The 14,689-nt window shown below is 58.3% G+C and carries 16 protein-coding genes; 6 read left to right on the top strand and 10 right to left on the bottom strand.

Going from position 1 to position 14,689, the window contains the following annotated elements:
• Nucleotides 1–71 precede the first annotated feature (71 nt).
• On the top strand, nt 72–857 hold the full coding sequence (locus K0F75_RS19795) for an ABC transporter substrate-binding protein (protein WP_257604446.1): 786 nt from the start codon (nt 72–74) through the stop codon (nt 855–857).
• A gap of 31 nt (nt 858–888) precedes the next feature.
• Here K0F75_RS19795 and K0F75_RS19790 read toward each other — a convergent pair whose 3' ends face one another.
• From K0F75_RS19790 to gpmI, 4 genes are all read right to left on the bottom strand, one after another.
• Nucleotides 889–1,680: a divergent polysaccharide deacetylase family protein gene (locus tag K0F75_RS19790; RefSeq protein WP_219063663.1), complete on the bottom strand. Its 792-nt coding sequence runs from the start codon at nt 1,678–1,680 to the stop codon at nt 889–891.
• A 4-nt stretch (nt 1,681–1,684) separates the two neighbouring features.
• Nucleotides 1,685–3,004, bottom strand: a complete 1,320-nt coding sequence (locus tag K0F75_RS19785; protein ID WP_219063662.1) for a S41 family peptidase — start codon at nt 3,002–3,004, stop codon at nt 1,685–1,687.
• A 31-nt stretch (nt 3,005–3,035) separates the two neighbouring features.
• A complete protein-coding gene (locus K0F75_RS19780) occupies nt 3,036–4,364 on the bottom strand; it encodes a murein hydrolase activator EnvC (protein WP_219063661.1) in 1,329 nt (442 codons plus the stop codon).
• A 157-nt stretch (nt 4,365–4,521) separates the two neighbouring features.
• A complete protein-coding gene (gene gpmI / locus K0F75_RS19775; RefSeq protein ID WP_219063660.1) occupies nt 4,522–6,057 on the bottom strand; it encodes a 2,3-bisphosphoglycerate-independent phosphoglycerate mutase in 1,536 nt (511 codons plus the stop codon).
• Between the two features lie 145 nt (nt 6,058–6,202).
• Here gpmI and K0F75_RS19770 point away from each other — a divergent pair, with 145 nt between their 5' ends.
• Genes K0F75_RS19770 through secB form a run of 3 tightly spaced genes read left to right on the top strand, consistent with a single transcriptional unit; the run spans nt 6,203 to nt 7,403 of the window.
• On the top strand, nt 6,203–6,616 hold the full coding sequence (locus tag K0F75_RS19770) for a rhodanese-like domain-containing protein (RefSeq protein WP_219063659.1): 414 nt from the start codon (nt 6,203–6,205) through the stop codon (nt 6,614–6,616).
• A gap of 1 nt (nt 6,617) precedes the next feature.
• A complete protein-coding gene (grxC, locus tag K0F75_RS19765; protein WP_219063658.1) occupies nt 6,618–6,872 on the top strand; it encodes a glutaredoxin 3 in 255 nt (84 codons plus the stop codon).
• 42 nt (nt 6,873–6,914) lie between these two features.
• Nucleotides 6,915–7,403 (top strand): protein-export chaperone SecB, encoded by a 489-nt coding sequence (secB, locus tag K0F75_RS19760; protein ID WP_219063657.1) that lies wholly within the window; start codon nt 6,915–6,917, stop codon nt 7,401–7,403.
• Nucleotides 7,404–7,459: 56 nt separating this feature from the next.
• On the opposite strand, the gene trmL is transcribed toward secB, so the two are convergent.
• A complete protein-coding gene (trmL, locus tag K0F75_RS19755; RefSeq protein WP_219063656.1) occupies nt 7,460–7,915 on the bottom strand; it encodes a tRNA (uridine(34)/cytosine(34)/5-carboxymethylaminomethyluridine(34)-2'-O)-methyltransferase TrmL in 456 nt (151 codons plus the stop codon).
• Here trmL and K0F75_RS19750 point away from each other — a divergent pair.
• Complete coding sequence (locus K0F75_RS19750; RefSeq protein WP_219063655.1) at nt 7,914–8,354, top strand: hypothetical protein; 441 nt, start codon at nt 7,914–7,916, stop codon at nt 8,352–8,354. The genes trmL and K0F75_RS19750 overlap by 2 nt on opposite strands.
• Nucleotides 8,355–8,654: 300 nt before the next feature.
• On the opposite strand, the gene tauC is transcribed toward K0F75_RS19750, so the two are convergent.
• The 3 genes from tauC to tauA are packed head-to-tail and all read right to left on the bottom strand — an operon-like array spanning nt 8,655 to nt 11,282.
• Nucleotides 8,655–9,494: a taurine ABC transporter permease TauC gene (tauC, locus tag K0F75_RS19745; protein WP_219063654.1), complete on the bottom strand. Its 840-nt coding sequence runs from the start codon at nt 9,492–9,494 to the stop codon at nt 8,655–8,657.
• On the bottom strand, nt 9,491–10,285 hold the full coding sequence (gene tauB, locus K0F75_RS19740; protein WP_219063653.1) for a taurine ABC transporter ATP-binding subunit: 795 nt from the start codon (nt 10,283–10,285) through the stop codon (nt 9,491–9,493). Before tauB ends, tauC begins: the two co-directional genes overlap by 4 nt.
• Before the next feature lie 19 nt (nt 10,286–10,304).
• Complete coding sequence (tauA, locus tag K0F75_RS19735; protein WP_219063652.1) at nt 10,305–11,282, bottom strand: taurine ABC transporter substrate-binding protein; 978 nt, start codon at nt 11,280–11,282, stop codon at nt 10,305–10,307.
• A gap of 597 nt (nt 11,283–11,879) precedes the next feature.
• On the opposite strand from tauA, the gene K0F75_RS19730 reads away from it, so the two are divergent.
• Nucleotides 11,880–13,223, top strand: coding sequence for an OprD family outer membrane porin (locus K0F75_RS19730; RefSeq protein ID WP_219063651.1), 1,344 nt, complete (start codon nt 11,880–11,882; stop codon nt 13,221–13,223).
• Between the two features lie 89 nt (nt 13,224–13,312).
• Here the strand turns inward: K0F75_RS19730 and K0F75_RS19725 are convergent, their stop codons facing one another.
• Both K0F75_RS19725 and K0F75_RS19720 read right to left on the bottom strand, forming a co-directional pair.
• A complete protein-coding gene (locus K0F75_RS19725; RefSeq protein ID WP_219063650.1) occupies nt 13,313–14,134 on the bottom strand; it encodes a phosphatase PAP2 family protein in 822 nt (273 codons plus the stop codon).
• A 20-nt stretch (nt 14,135–14,154) separates the two neighbouring features.
• Nucleotides 14,155–14,689: histidine phosphatase family protein (locus K0F75_RS19720; protein WP_257604442.1), on the bottom strand; the 535-nt coding region annotated here is incomplete at its 5' end.

Raw genomic sequence — 14,689 nt, 5'->3', positions numbered from 1 at the left:
GGCTGATGTCCACTGGACATCAGCCGTGACGCACTGCACTCTGGGCGTTGCCAAGGATAGGGGTGATGCACGTGTTGAAACGTCTTCTTGTTGCGTTCGTAAGTGCTGGTGCTTTGCTGGCAGGTCTCGCCCACGGTGAGGCCGCCCCGGCTCAAGGCGCCTCCGGTAGGGATCCCTCCGCCTATTCAGTGGTCTTGCTGACCGAAAATTTCCCGCCTTACAACATGGCGGTCGACGGCAAGAACTTCGCTCCCGAAGACAGGATCAAGGGCATTGCCGCAGAGATTCTGCGCGAGACCTTCAAGCGCGCAGGGGTTGGCTACAGCATGACCCTGCGCTTCCCGTGGGACCGTATCTACAAGCTTGCGATGGTAAAACCCGGTTACGGCGTGTTCGTCACCGCGCGCCTGCCCGAGCGTGAAAAGCTCTTCAAATGGGTCGGCCCCATCGGCCCGGACGACTGGATCATGCTCGCTCGCGGCGACAGCCCGATTGAGCTGACGACACTGCCGCAAGCGAAGCAGTACCGGATCGGCGCCTACAAGGGTGACGCGATTGCCGAACAGCTAACCGCCGAGGGCATGAATCCTATCGTGGTGTTACGCGATCAGGACAACGCGAAGAAGCTGGTCGACGGGCAGATTGACCTGTGGGCCACGGGTGATCCTGCGGGTCGCTATCTGGCTCGTGAGGAAGGCGTTACCGGTCTCAAAACCGTGCTGCGCTTCAACAGCGCCGAGTTGTTCCTGGCGCTGAACAAAGACGTCCCTGATGAAATCGTTGCCAAACTGCAGAAAGCGCTGGATCAGATGCGCGCCGAAGGGCTGATTGGCGAGATTTTCGGGCGCTATTTGTAACGGCCGCTATCGCGACGGGCCAGGTGCGCTGTCAGCGATAGATCCCATTCTTGCCGTGCGCGGCCGTCGCCTGATTGCCACGCACGCTGATCATCCGCCGCAGGTCGATCCATTGGATGCCTTGCGCTTTCAGGCGTGGCAGCTCGCGTTCCAGGACGTCGAGGGTCATCGGGTAGGGGTGACCAATCATCACCACTGAACCTTGTTTGTGCGCCAGTTTGATTGCCGCCTCGAACTGAGCGGTGATGGCTGCGGTTGTGCGTTCATCGTCGAGAAAAATATCCCGCGAAAGACTGGCCAGACCGATGCGTTGCGCCTCGGCGGCGGCCACGGTGTTGGCGCTGGTGCGGCTGTCGAGCAGAAACAGATGACGGCGTTGCAGCTCAGCCACCAGCCACGTCATGGCCTGTGGTTCGGCGGTCATGCGGCTGCCCATATGGTTGTTGATCCCCACCGCGTAAGGCACGGCAAGGAGCGCCGCGCTCAGGCGCTTTTCCAGTTCGGCAAGCGGGAGTTCGGGATGCCAGGCGAAGGGCCCGGTCGCCGGGTCCATGGGCATGTGCAAGATGACCGTTTTGCCCGCGCGATGGGCCTCGCGAGCAAAGTCGGCAGCGTGGGGTGTATCCGGCATGACGGCCAGCGTGACCGGGCCTGGAAGCGTCAGGGCCCGATGATCGCGTACCGGATTCTGCCCGAGGTCATCGATGATCAGGCTGAGGTAGGCAACACTCGGTGGGCCGGGGGGCTTTTCAGGCTCAACCGGCGTTGCGTGGGCAACGCCGATCAGGCTGCATGAAAGCGTCAGTAGCAGCCATAAGCGCATGACACTAGTTGCCGCGGGTGACACTCAAGCCCTTAAGCAGGCTCAGTGCCTGGTTCAGCTGGAAGTCATCGTCCTGTGGACGCGCTTTCTTCCCGGCCGATGCCTTGGTGGTCGGTTTGTCCGCGCCGCCATTGCCGTTACCCAGGTGACCCGCCAGATCGGCTTCCTTGTAGTTCTCGGAATCCACTTCGCTGGTCAATTTGCCGCGACGCACTTCGATGTCCGGCAAGATGCCCTGAGCCTGAATCGAGCGACCATTGGGCGTGTAATACAGCGCGGTGGTGATTTTAATCGCGCGGTCATTGGCCAGCGGCAGGACGGTTTGCACCGAACCTTTACCGAAGCTTTCGGTGCCCATCAGTATGGCGCGCTTCTGATCCTGCAAAGCGCCCGCAACAATTTCAGCGGCTGAAGCACTGCCACCGTTGATCAAGACCACCAACGGTACGCCTTCGCTGGCGTCGGCCGGGTCGGCGTAGAAGCGCAGTTCGGAGTTGGCGATACGGCCTTTGGTGTAAACGATCAGGCCCTTGGTCAAGAACTGGTCGGCCGCTTCCACGGCCGCTTGCAGCACGCCGCCAGGGTTGTTACGCAAGTCGAGGACCAGGCCGTTCATCTTCTTGCCGTTGTCTTTGCGCAGCTTGGCCAGGGCCTTGCTGACTTCTTCGCCGGTCTTCACCTGGAATTGAGTGATGCGGATATAGCCGTAGCCACTTTCCAGCATCTGCGACTTGACGCTCTTGACCTGGATGGTTGCCCGCGCCAGGGTCACGTCGAATGGGTTGCCGCCTTCGCGAATCAGGGTCAGGGTGATTTTTTCACCGATCTTGCCGCGCATCTTGTCGACCGCTTCCTGCATGGTCTGACCACGGGTCGGCGCGCCATTGATCTTGACGATCAGGTCGCCCGCCTCGATGCCAGCCTTGGAGGCGGGCGTGTCGTCGATAGGCGAGACCACTTTGATAAAGCCGTCTTCGATGCCAACTTCGATACCCAGCCCCCCGAACTCGCCGCTGGTGCTTTCCTGCAGCTCAAGGAAGTCTTCCGGGCCAAGGTAAGCGGAGTGCGGATCAAGGTTGCTGAGCATGCCTTTGATGGCGTTCTCCAGCAGCGTCTTGTCGTCTACGGGTTCGACATAGGCGGCTTTGACCCGATCCATGACCTCAGCGAAGGTGCGCAGCTCTTCGAGCGGCAACGGTGCCTTGGCGCCTGCCGAAGAGGCGGCGGCTGCGGGCTTGACGGCTTCGGCGGCTTGCGCCAGAGGAGCACCGATAACGATGGCAATAGCCAGGGCCAGCGAGGTGAGGCGGGACAAATGCAGCATGTCTAACGTACTCCTAAACCTAAAGTAGTGCTTACCCTTGAGCATGGCACCATTGCGCTGGATCACTTGGGCGACCCTGCTGACGAATAGCGAAATACAACGCCGGTGTGTCCTGGCCCCCACTGTTGCCTACAGTGGAAATAGCTTCGCCGGCTTTAACAATGTCGCCAGCGTCTTTAAGCAGACTCTGGTTGTGGCCGTACAAACTCAAAAAGCCGTTGCCGTGATCGAGAATGACCAGAAGCCCCGCACCGCGCAACCAGTCGGCGAACACCACGCGGCCGCCATGCACGGCATGCACCTGGCTGCCTGCCGCGGCGCTGATCATTACGCCATCCCACTTGGTACGAGCGTCATCGCCGCGGGTTTCACCGAAACGCGCCAACAGTCGACCATCGACAGGCCATGGAAGTTTGCCGCGAGCCTCGGCAAAAGGTCCGCCGTAGGAAACGCCAGCACTGGAAACCAGCACGCCAGGGGCTTTGACCGGGCGTTTTACCGGGGCCTCGTCATCGTCTTCAGCGCTTTTTTTGCTGCTGCTGTTTTTCGCCAGGGCGCGGGCCTGCTCTTCACGCTGGCGCTGTTTTTCCGCTTCCTGCTGGGCGATCAAGGCTTTCTGTCGGGCTTCTTCAGCCTCGCGCGCCTGTCGGGCCAGGGTTTCTTCAATCGTTTTCAGGACATTGGCCAGATCGGCCTGTTCCTGTTGGCGAGTCTGCAGTTTCTGATCGCGGGCTTTCACGTCCTGGTTGAGCTTGGCCAGCGCCTGTTGGCGCTCCTGGCGAACCTTGTCCAGTTCTTCGCGCTGACTGTCGAGCGTGCTTCTTTGCACCAGTAACTGTGCCTGTTGCAGGTCGATGTCTTTTTCGACGTTGGCCAGCTGGCGCAGGGTTTCATTGAAACCGTGCAGTTGAGCGAGGCGGGCCTGGCTCAAGTAATCGTAGTAGGTCAGGGTGCGCGCGAATTTTTCCGGATTCTGCTGATTGAGCAGCAGCTTGAGGTATTCCTCGCGGCCACTCTGATACGCGGCTCGGGCCTGGATCGCGATCAATCGTTGTTGTTCAACGCGTGCGCTTTGGAGTTTTTTTTTCTCTTGGTCGAGCCGTTGCAGCTCGCTTTCAGTCTTTTTTTGTTCCTTTTGCAGGGCCTCCACCTGCTTTTCCAGCTTGCCCATCTCGGTTTCTGTGCCGCGCAGGTCTTTCTGCACGCCGGATTTTTCCTGCTGCAATTCACCGAGGCGCTTTTTCAGCTCGGTAACATCCTTGCGCGCAGCATCCAGCTGTTGTTGGGTTTGCGCGCGCTCATCGGCAAACGCCGGATTGAGCAAACACGTGAGAGCAAGGACGATCAGGGCGCGAAGCATGGGGCGGGCGACACCAAGGAAAGAGGATGAACAAAGCCTAGTATGCCCGCCGCGAGCCGCAAAAAAAACGCCTCAAGGCGACTGCTTTGAGGCGTTTCGGACAATTAACCGGCGATGTGGTTTTTAAACGCGCCGGTTTAGAGCCTTTTGCTGCTGTTTATCGGGGAACAAGGATCGAATGACCGGTCATCTCTTCCGGTTTTTCCAGGCCCATCAACAGCAACAGGGTCGGTGCAACATCGGCCAGCACCCCACCGTCACGGACTTTAAGGTCGCGTTTGCCCACATAAATGAACGGCACGGGTTCGGTGGTATGGGCGGTGTGCGCTTGACCTGTGGATTCGTCCGACATTTGTTCGACGTTGCCGTGGTCGGCGGTAATCAATGCTTCACCTCCGACCTTCTCCAGCGCCGTCACGATCCGGCCAACGCACACGTCCAGGCATTCCACTGCCTTGATCGCGGCGGCCATGATCCCGCTATGGCCGACCATGTCGCCGTTGGCGTAGTTGACCACGATCACGTCGAAGCGCTGGTTTTCAATGGCATCGACGATCTTGTCGGTGACTTCCGGCGCGCTCATTTCTGGCTGCAAGTCATACGTGGCGACCTGTGGCGACGGGATCAGGATGCGCTCTTCGCCAGGAAACGGTTCTTCGCGGCCGCCCGAGAAGAAGAAGGTGACGTGGGCGTATTTCTCGGTTTCGGCAATGCGCAGCTGGGTTTTGCCATTTTTCGCCAGGTATTCGCCGAGCACGTTATTCAGGCTGCCGGGGGCAAAGGCCGAGGGCGCCGGAATACTCGCTGCGTATTGGGTCAGCATGACGAAGTCAGCCAGTTTCGGCTGGCGTGCGCGCTCGAAGTCCTTGAAGTCATCTTCGACGAAAACCCGGGTCAGTTCGCGGGCGCGGTCGGAGCGGAAGTTCATGAAGATCACGGCGTCGCCGTCTTCGACCTTGACCTGCTCGCCAATGCGGGTGGCTTTGACGAACTCATCGTTCTCGCCACGCTCGTAAGCGGCTTCAAGCCCGGCCTGGCTGTTCGCGGCCTGGAATTCGGATTGGCCGTCGACGATCAGGTTGTAGGCAGAGGCGACGCGGTCCCAGCGATTGTCGCGGTCCATGGCGAAGTAGCGGCCAATGATCGTGGCGATGCGGCCTTTGCCCAGGCGGGCGAACGTCGAGTCCAGCAGCGCCAGTGATGACGTGGCGCTGCGCGGCGGTGTATCGCGACCGTCGAGGAAGGCGTGCAGGTAGATTTTTTCAGCGCCGCGTTGGGCTGCCAATTCGGCCATGGCGACCAGATGGTCCTGATGGCTGTGTACACCACCGTCGGACAGCAGCCCCAGGATGTGCACGGCTTTGCCCGCACTGACGGCTTTGTCCACTGCGCCACAGAGGGTCGGATTCTCGAAGAACTCGCCATCGCGGATCGCTTTGGTCACGCGGGTGAAGTCCTGATACACCACCCGGCCAGCGCCGAGGTTCATGTGCCCGACTTCAGAGTTGCCCATCTGGCCGTCCGGCAGGCCGACATCCATTCCTGAGCCTGAAATCAGGCCGTTGGGCCGGGTCGCGTACAAGTGGTCGAGGACCGGCATCTTTGCTGCATAAATGGCGTTGCCCTCGTGGCTCTCGCTGTGACCGAAGCCGTCCAGGATGATCAGGACCAAAGGTTTTGGTGTGGCAGTCATAAGAACCCACTCGTGGCTAGTGAAGTAACTTTAAAAAGATCGGCATTTTAAGGACAAGTTCAAACGGCGTCACTGCCTTACGGGCTTTGGCCGACCTTGGGTGCTGTGTATACTGGCCGACATTTTAACGCCCTGGAACCTACTGATGGTTGCTCACCTGATTGAATTTGCCACTAACCACTATTTGCTCACTGGCGCTTTCGTCGTTCTGTTGGCTCTGCTGATCGCATACGAGCTGAGCAAAGGCGGCCGCAGCCTCAGTACCCGTGAGCTGACGTCGCTGGTCAACAGCGATCAGGGCGTGGTTATCGATGTGCGTAACGCCAAGGATTTCGCGGCAGGCCATATCGTTGGCGCACTGAACTTCCCGCAGGACAAGGTGATCGCTCGTATCGCCGAGCTGGAAAAACACAAGGCCAAGACCCTGATCATTGTCGATGCCATGGGCCAGCACGCTGGCGCCACTGCGCGTGAATTGCTCAAGTCCGGCTTCACTGCAGCCAAGCTGTCGGGTGGTATTTCCTCCTGGCGCGCCGATAACCTCCCTTTGGTGAAATAAAATGGCTGATGTCATCGTCTATTCAAGCGACTGGTGCCCTTACTGCATGCGCGCCAAGCAGCTGCTGCAGAACAAAGGTGTGGCCTTCGAAGAAATCAAAGTCGATGGCCAGCCGCAAGTTCGTGCCGACATGACCAAGAAAGCCGGGCGCACGTCAGTCCCGCAAATCTGGATTGGCGCCTTGCATGTGGGCGGTTGCGATGACCTGTTTGCCCTGGAGCGCGCCGGTAAGCTGGATGCGCTGCTTCAGGCTTGAATCCGAAACCCTACAAGACCTTAAAAGTAAGAAGGATCTAAGATGACTGACCAACCGACCAACGGCGGTGTAGCAACCGAAGATGAAGCTCCGCAGTTTTCCCTGCAGCGCATCTACGTTCGTGACTTGTCGTTCGAAGCCCCGAAAAGCCCGGCGATTTTTCGCCAGGAATGGACTCCAAGCGTCAGCCTGGATCTGAACACCCGTCAAAAATCTCTGGAAGGCGACTTCCATGAAGTGGTCCTGACGTTGTCCGTCACCGTTAATAACGGCGACGAAGTAGCCTTCATCGTTGAAGTGCAGCAGGCCGGGATCTTCCTGATCAAGGGTCTGGACGCAGCCGCCATGAGCCACACGCTCGGCGCGTTCTGCCCGAACATCCTGTTCCCGTATGCTCGCGAAACGATCGACAGCCTTGTCGTGCGTGGTTCGTTCCCTGCGCTGATGCTGGCACCGGTCAACTTCGACGCGTTGTACGCGCAAGAGCTGGCCCGTATGCAAGAGTCGGGTGAAGGCCAGACTGTGCAGTAAGCGAATACGCCAGGATTGAAAAAGCGCCTCTCGGGGCGCTTTTTTATGGCGCGTACTTAGGCGAAATCCAGCTGACGCCAGGCTTCGTACACGGCCACGGCCACGGTGTTGGACAGGTTCAGGCTGCGGCAGCCTTCACGCATCGGCAGGCGCAGGCGGTGATCGCTTGGCAGGGCGTCGAGTATGTCCGCTGGCAGGCCACGGCTTTCCGGGCCGAAAAGAAAGGCGTCGCCTTTTTCGAAGGCCGCTTGGTGGAAAGGGCGTGAGCCTTTTGTGGTAAAAGCGAACAGCCGTGGGTGCCCAAGGCTTTCCAGGCAGCTGGGCAGGTCGGCATGGCGATGCAGGGTGGCGTACTCGTGATAATCGAGTCCGGCCCGGCGCAGGCGCTTGTCGTCGAGTTCGAAGCCCAACGGCTCGATCAAATGCAGGGTGCAGCCGCTATTGGCGCACAGCCTGATGATGTTGCCGGTATTCGGCGGAATTTCTGGTTGAAAAAGGATGACGTGAAACATGCACGGCTCCGAACTGAAAGACGGGCTGCATTCTACCCCTGAAGAGGACCCGAGACCGAAGCTCTGGCCGCGAGTTCTTGGGTCTATGGCGATTGTCGGGGTCATGGTGGGTCTGATGATCGGCCGTTTGACCGCTCCCGACCCGCTGGAGCTGCAACAAATCGAGCCGCTGCCCAACGGGCTGGCCGTGTGGTTCAACGACGAGCCGCAGGTGCATGGCGAAGAGATCGAGGGGGCGGTTGCATTGCTGTTCAACGTGCACGGCGTGGCGCAGCGAGGGGCGTTCAAGCTTAACGGGAAGGATGTTCGCTGGAGGGTACAACGCAGTGACAAGGGTTTGTTGCTGAACCTGCTGGCGGCCCGTCCATTGCACGGCGACTGGCGCGGTGCAAAGGTGGACGGGCGCTGGAGACTGGAGATCAGTCTCCGGGAGGAATAAAAGAGGGGAATCCCCGGCCTGCCTGTACCAAGGTCCCCAAAACTGGTGTTACTTAACCTATTGCAGGTGGCGTGCCAGTTTGAGTGGAAAGGCTGGTTTTCGTTGTTCAGGCCTTTAAAACCGGGGTTTTTCGTGATTTTAGAATCAGGGTGCGGAAAGTTGCGGTCGGTTTCTTCATCGGTATTCCTGCACATAATTTGCGCATCCAGGCGCTGCAAGTTCCCAAAGTGATGCATTTCCCGCCCTTCGCGCATGACGTCACGCAGTATTCCTGCCTTAAAGCGGCTTATCTCCTACGGGTTAGTGAGCCTGACCGTGCCATGGCACCAGCTTGCGTTGCAGGGCGCGCAGGCCCATTTCCATGGCGAAAGCGATCAGCGCGATCACCAGAATGCCCAGCACCACCACGTCGGTGACCAAAAACTGCGCGGCCGACTGGACCATAAAGCCCAAGCCACTGGTGGCGGCGATCAGTTCAGCCGCAACCAGCGTTGACCAGCCCACTCCCAGACCGATGCGCACGCCGGTCAAAATGTCCGGCAGGGCACTGGGCAGGATCACATGACGAATCAGCTGCCAGCGCGTTGCCCCCAGCGATTGCGCGGCGCGGATTTTCGCCGGGTCTACGGTGCGCACGCCGGTAGCGGTGGCGATCGCAATCGGCGCAAAAATCGCCAGATAGATCAACAACACTTTGGACAGCTCGCCAATGCCGCACCAAATCACGATCAATGGCAGGTACGCCAGCGGTGGAATGGGCCGGTAGAACTCGATAAGCGGATCGAAGATGCCTCGGGCGATCCGGTTATGACCGATCGCGATGCCGATTGGAATGGCCGTCAGCACAGCGAAACCCAGACCCAGGCCGATGCGTTGCAGGCTGGCGCCCAGATGCTGCCAGAGCGTGGAATCCATGTAGCCCTTGGTTGCCAGCAGCCAGCCTTTTTCCAGCACCGCCGACGGTGGCGGCAGGAACAAGGGTTCGATCCACTCGGCCGCTGTGACCGTCCACCAGATCGTCAGGAGGGTGACCAGGGTCAGAACGCTGATCCATCGGGTGCTCAGGCTGCGGCGCAGGGGGACGAGGGTGGAGGGGCTATTGCTGGCCTTTGCGAGGGCCGGTAATTCGTAGCTGCTCATGCGCGCTGCTCCCATGTCGGGATACTGCGTTGAGAAAAGACCCGGGACAGGACGTGCTCGCGGGTCTCGATAAATCGTGGGTCGGATTTGATTGCGCGCGCCGATTCACCCGCCGCGTAACGCTGACCGAAGTCCAGTTGCAGGCGCTCGACGATTTGCCCCGGATGGGGTGCCAGCAGGATCAAATCGGTGGCGAGAAACACCGCTTCTTCAATGTCATGGGTGATCAGGAACACCGGTTTGGCGGTGCGTTGCCAGACTTGCAGGAGCAACTCCTGCATCTGCTCGCGGGTAAACGCATCAAGGGCGCCGAAGGGTTCGTCCATCAGCAATACTCGCGGGTCGGCGGCCAAGGCACGGGCCAGGCCAACGCGTTGCTTTTGCCCGCCAGACAGCTGCCAGACACGCCGCTGCTCGAACCCGGCGAGGTCCACCAGCGCCAGCATTTCCCGCGCTTTGGATTCACGTTGTGTGCGTGGCACTCCCGCCAGTTGCAGGCCGAAGGCAACGTTGGCCAGGACATTCTGCCAAGGCAGCAGGGCATCGTCCTGAAACACCACGCCGCGCTCGGCACTCGGGCCTTTGACGGCAACGCCATCAAGGGTAATGCGCCCGGTGCTGGGCTCGACGAAGCCGGCGATCAAATTCAACAGCGAAGTCTTGCCACTGCCGGACGGACCGAGTGCGACCAGCAACTGCTGCGGGCCCAGACTCAGGGAAATATCCGCCAGTACCGGCTCGACCGCGCCGGGGTACTGTGCGCTGATGCGCTCCAGCTCTAATAAGGCCATGACAAGAATCCCTGACTGATTATTGAGTGATGAACTTGGCGCTTACGTAGGGGGAATAGTCGGCCAGTACGGCATCGACCTTGCCTTGCTCCTTGAGGAACGCAGCCGTCTTGGTTACCGCGTCGATGGTCGGTGCGCCCAGCGCGACAACCTGATCAGCCGCCAGCGGGTACACGTTGCCTTGTAGCAGCACGGGAATGTCAGCAGGTTTTGCGCCTGACAATTTCACCAGCTTGTCGACATTGCCGCTGTTGGCGAGCCAGGCGGCCGGGTCTTTGCGGTAGTCGGCGTAGGCGTCGAGGGTGACCTTGGCGAATGCGCTGACGATTTCCGGGTGCTTGGCGGCGAAGTCTTTGCGCACGATCCACGCATCGAACGTCGGGGCGCCGAGCTTGGCCAGTTCGCCGGAAGTGATCAGCACTTTGCCGGTTTCCTTGGCAACACCCAGCGCCGGGTCCCAAACGTAGGTGGCGTCAATGTCGCCGCGCTTCCAGGCTGCCGCTATCGCAGGTGGAGCGAGGTTGAGGATCTGCACCTTGGACGGGTCGATATTCCAGTGTTTCAACGCCGCCAGCAGGCTGTAGTGGCCGGTGGACACGAACGGTACAGCGACTTTTTTGCCGATCAGGTCCTGGGGCGAATTGATGCCTGAACCGTTGCGCACGACCAACGCTTCAGCGGCGCCAATCTGGGTGGCGATCAAAAAGGTTTCGACCGGTAATTTACGCGTAGCCGCAGCGGTCAGCGGGCTTGAGCCGAGGTAGCCGATCTGCACGTCGCCCGAGGCGATGGCGGTGATGACGTCGGCACCGTTGTCGAATTTGCGCCAGTCGATCTTGGCGTGGGTGGCCTTTTCATAAGCCCCCTCGGCCTGCGCAACTTTGGCCGGGTCGACGGTGGTTTGGTAGGCGACGGTAAAGTCCGCAGCGTGAGCAAAAAAAGTTGCGCCAGCCAGGGTCAAGGCCGCCAACACGCGTAAAGAGGTGTGTAGTTTCATTTAAAAAGCTCCAGATCAGCGGCCGGGGTTCGACTGAAATCGAGACTAAATGATCTAAGAAACATTAAGTAAATAACTTATTGGCATTAGCTTATGAAGGGAGTTGCTCTGAGAAAGGTGGCTGAGTGGCCAGGTGTCATCATCCAGTCATAAAAGTGTGACTTTATGTGTGGCTGGTCGGGGAGTCCGGGCGGGAGCAAAAACTTCTAATCCTTTAGTCTTGCTTGGCCATTCGGTGACCAGTCGGTCTGAGCGTCGACGATTCGGCGGGAAAAAACTGATGCCCTGCCGGAAAACGCGCCGAAATATTTTTGGGAATTAAGTTGTGAGGTCGATACACTCCGGCTCGACGAGCGGAAACAGTTTGTCACTTATAGCTCGATGATCTAAAAAATATTGAGTAATACCTTTTAGGTTGATGAATTTTTGATTACCGTGCAGTGAACCGCACACGCGGTCTAATCAATTAGTCTCGAAGCGACCAGTAACCATTGACTCAATAGGTCGGGTCTGGCGCTAATCGCGCATCTGCGGGCTTGAGCCGTCTGTCTCAAGACCCGTGGAAATACAAAAATTAGATACACGAGGAGCGAAACAATGAACAAGTCCACCTTGGCTTTGGCCATCGCAGTAGGGGTTTTGGCCCAACAAGCCGGTGCTGCTGGTTTTCTGGAAGACAGCAAGCTGAACCTCAGCTCGCGCACATTCTTCTTCAACAACGACAACCATTCTGGCGGTGCTGACCAGCGCGAAACGGCTGAAGCCCTGAAGCTCGACTACATTTCCGGCTTCACACAAGGTGTGATTGGCGTCGGCGTTGATGCTCAGGCGATTTACGGTCTTCACCTCGATGGCGGCCCAGGCCACCACCCAGACAACAACACCTTCTGGCCAAGCGACGACGACGGCTCTGCTGTCCACTCTCTGACCCGTGGTGGTGCAAACGTCAAGTTCCGTTATTCCAAAACAGAATTGCACGTGGGTGGCGCGTTGTTCCCACAACTGCCAATTCTGCTGGCTAACGACAGCCGTGTAATGCCGGCGAACTACGAAGGTGGCATCGTCACCTCCAAAGATCTCGACAACGTGACATTTGTCGGCGGTCAGCTGGAGCACACCACCGGTCGTGCAACAACCAACAGCACTGGCATGTCGGTTAACGGCGCCACGATGGACAGCAACCAGTTCCGTTTTGGCGGTGCTGACTGGAAGGTCACTAAAGACCTGACCTTGCAGTACTACTACGCAAACCTGGAAGACTTCTACAAGCAGCACTTCCTCGGTTTGGTACACGTAATGCCAATCGGTGAAGATCAGTCGTTCAAGTCTGACCTGCGCTACTTCAACAGCAGCTCCGATGGCAAAAACAGCAGCGATACCGCTGGTTACGCCTTCAACAACAACGGTGGTTACGCCAAGAACAAAGGCGAAGTCGATAACAACACCTGGAGTGCGATGTTCACGTACCAGCTGGGCGGAAACGCATTCCTGCTCGGTCACCAGCGTGTTAGCTCCAACGGCGGCTTCGTCTACCTGAACCAAGGTAGCGTTACGACAACTGGCAACGCCGCTGGCACTAACGAAGGTAACGGCGGCCCTAGCTTCTACCTGTTCACTGACTCCGTGATCAACGGTTTCGTTCGCGCTGGCGAGGACACCACGTTCGGTCAGTACTCGTATGACTTCGCACGGGCCGGTATCCCAGGTCTGAAAGCATCGATTTCCTACCTGCGTGGCGACAATATCAAGGATGCAAAACTCAGCGGCGTAGAGCACTCCGAGTGGGAGCGTGACATGCGTGTGGATTACGTCATCCAGACCGGTTACCTCAAAGGCTTCGGTACTACCCTGCGTCAAGGTACTTACCGTGGCGACGGCACTGGTATTGCTTCGCAAGACCAGACTCGTCTGATCTTCAACTACACCTACAGCTTCCTGTAAGTGTATTGAGTACAAAAAAACCCCGCAAATGCGGGGTTTTTTATGGTCTGCGTTTTCTTAAGGGCTCCCCGTTCAGTAGGGAGGCCTGCTCACTCAGGACGCAGCGCTTGAACTGCCGGATCCGTTTGCAGAACAGGTTGTGAAAGCCTTGCGCTGCCATAGAACGCCAGCCCGGTCAGTAACGACGTCAGCCACATGAAAATCCCCGACCAGAAGGTGTGGGACATGTAATGCCAGCCTTGCAAGACGCGCGTTGTGCCGTAGACGAAACCCAGAAATAGAATCCAGCCCAGCAGCTTTTTCGCGTGCCGCCAGCGGTACCGTCGTGCAACGAAATACAGGGCGATCAGGGTCAAGGCGCTGGAGGCATGGCCACCGGGCCAGCAACGTCCGTCACCCGCTTTTTGCGTGAGGGTGAAATTCTCGAACCATTCCTTTTTCTCGATTTCCCCACCATATAACGTGGTCTCGACCGGGCAGTACACGCTGGTGTGGCTTTTCAGGTAATGGATGCAGCCTGTGCTGATGGAGAAGGCAACCAGCAGATACAGAAAGTCGCGCCTGTGCCGCCTTGCAAACCTGAGCACTGGCGCGACTTTGATTTTTTCCAGGAAGCCGATCAGCCGGGCATGTTTCTCGGCGTTGAAGAGCGGCCATATGAACGAAAGAATCGAGCCGATAATGACCGTTTCACCCACCCAGTCCGGGATGATCCGCGCCCATTTGTGGGTGATGCGCTCAAACAACGCGTTATGTCCGAACAGAAAGGTGTGGTTGACCGGGTCGTAAAGTAAATTGCTTAACGTCACATCGATCTGGGTCATGTCGAACACCATGAACACCAGAATGGCCAACACTATCGGCAGGCCGATATTCCACAGATAAAACTCAGAGCGAGAAGGCAAAACCACTGTTTATTCCTGATGCAAATTCAATTGCGCAGGACTTTAGACCAATCATTGGCATCAATAAAGCCGAGTGCGTGCGGCAGGGGGGCATTTTCATCCACGGTGACGAAGAGTGCAGACCCATAACCCGGGGTTCCGGACGCTGGCAATTTGATGTCTTTCTCGAACTGGCTGATGCATTCGCTGTGGGTGACCAGAATAAGATTACGGTCTTTCACTTTGTGTTGAAGGGCATCGCGCACGATGTTTTGGCGGCAGTTGGACAGCCATTCTTCATTGGCGCTGGCGTAATTGAACATAAAGGTCGACGTTTGCGCGGCTCGGGTCACGGGGCTGCTGTAGATGTCTGTTCTTTCCAGCCCTAGGGTGTGGAATTGCAGCCCAACCTGTTGCGCCACATCCTTGCCGCGTACCGTGATGCCGTCTGTCCCGCTCAGGCAAGGCGCGGTGGAGTGGTCGCAGCGCTCCACGTGGCGCACCAGGACGATCATGTCACCCTTGGCCCAATGCAAATTCAAGCCTGCGGTCGCTGCGTTATGACCTTGGGAGAGGTCAGTC

It is taken from the genome of Pseudomonas sp. UMAB-08 (assembly GCF_900095225.1).
Taxonomy (GTDB): Bacteria; Pseudomonadota; Gammaproteobacteria; order Pseudomonadales; family Pseudomonadaceae; genus Aquipseudomonas.
This window is presented reverse-complemented; position numbering and strand designations above follow the sequence as displayed.

Bases quoted from the DNA above. Each gene is read 5' to 3' on its own strand.
- K0F75_RS19790 (WP_219063663.1), bottom strand. From the start codon at position 1,680: ATGCGCTTATGGCTGCTACTGACGCTTTCATGCAGCCTGATCGGCGTT.
- K0F75_RS19785 (WP_219063662.1), bottom strand. From the start codon at position 3,004: ATGCTGCATTTGTCCCGCCTCACCTCGCTGGCCCTGGCTATTGCCATC.
- K0F75_RS19780 (WP_219063661.1), bottom strand. From the start codon at position 4,364: ATGCTTCGCGCCCTGATCGTCCTTGCTCTCACGTGTTTGCTCAATCCG.
- gpmI (WP_219063660.1), bottom strand. From the start codon at position 6,057: ATGACTGCCACACCAAAACCTTTGGTCCTGATCATCCTGGACGGCTTC.
- K0F75_RS19770 (WP_219063659.1), top strand. From the start codon at position 6,203: ATGGTTGCTCACCTGATTGAATTTGCCACTAACCACTATTTGCTCACT.
- grxC (WP_219063658.1), top strand. From the start codon at position 6,618: ATGGCTGATGTCATCGTCTATTCAAGCGACTGGTGCCCTTACTGCATG.
- secB (WP_219063657.1), top strand. From the start codon at position 6,915: ATGACTGACCAACCGACCAACGGCGGTGTAGCAACCGAAGATGAAGCT.
- K0F75_RS19750 (WP_219063655.1), top strand. From the start codon at position 7,914: ATGCACGGCTCCGAACTGAAAGACGGGCTGCATTCTACCCCTGAAGAG.
- trmL (WP_219063656.1), bottom strand. From the start codon at position 7,915: ATGTTTCACGTCATCCTTTTTCAACCAGAAATTCCGCCGAATACCGGC.
- tauC (WP_219063654.1), bottom strand. From the start codon at position 9,494: ATGAGCAGCTACGAATTACCGGCCCTCGCAAAGGCCAGCAATAGCCCC.
- tauB (WP_219063653.1), bottom strand. From the start codon at position 10,285: ATGGCCTTATTAGAGCTGGAGCGCATCAGCGCACAGTACCCCGGCGCG.
- tauA (WP_219063652.1), bottom strand. From the start codon at position 11,282: ATGAAACTACACACCTCTTTACGCGTGTTGGCGGCCTTGACCCTGGCT.
- K0F75_RS19730 (WP_219063651.1), top strand. From the start codon at position 11,880: ATGAACAAGTCCACCTTGGCTTTGGCCATCGCAGTAGGGGTTTTGGCC.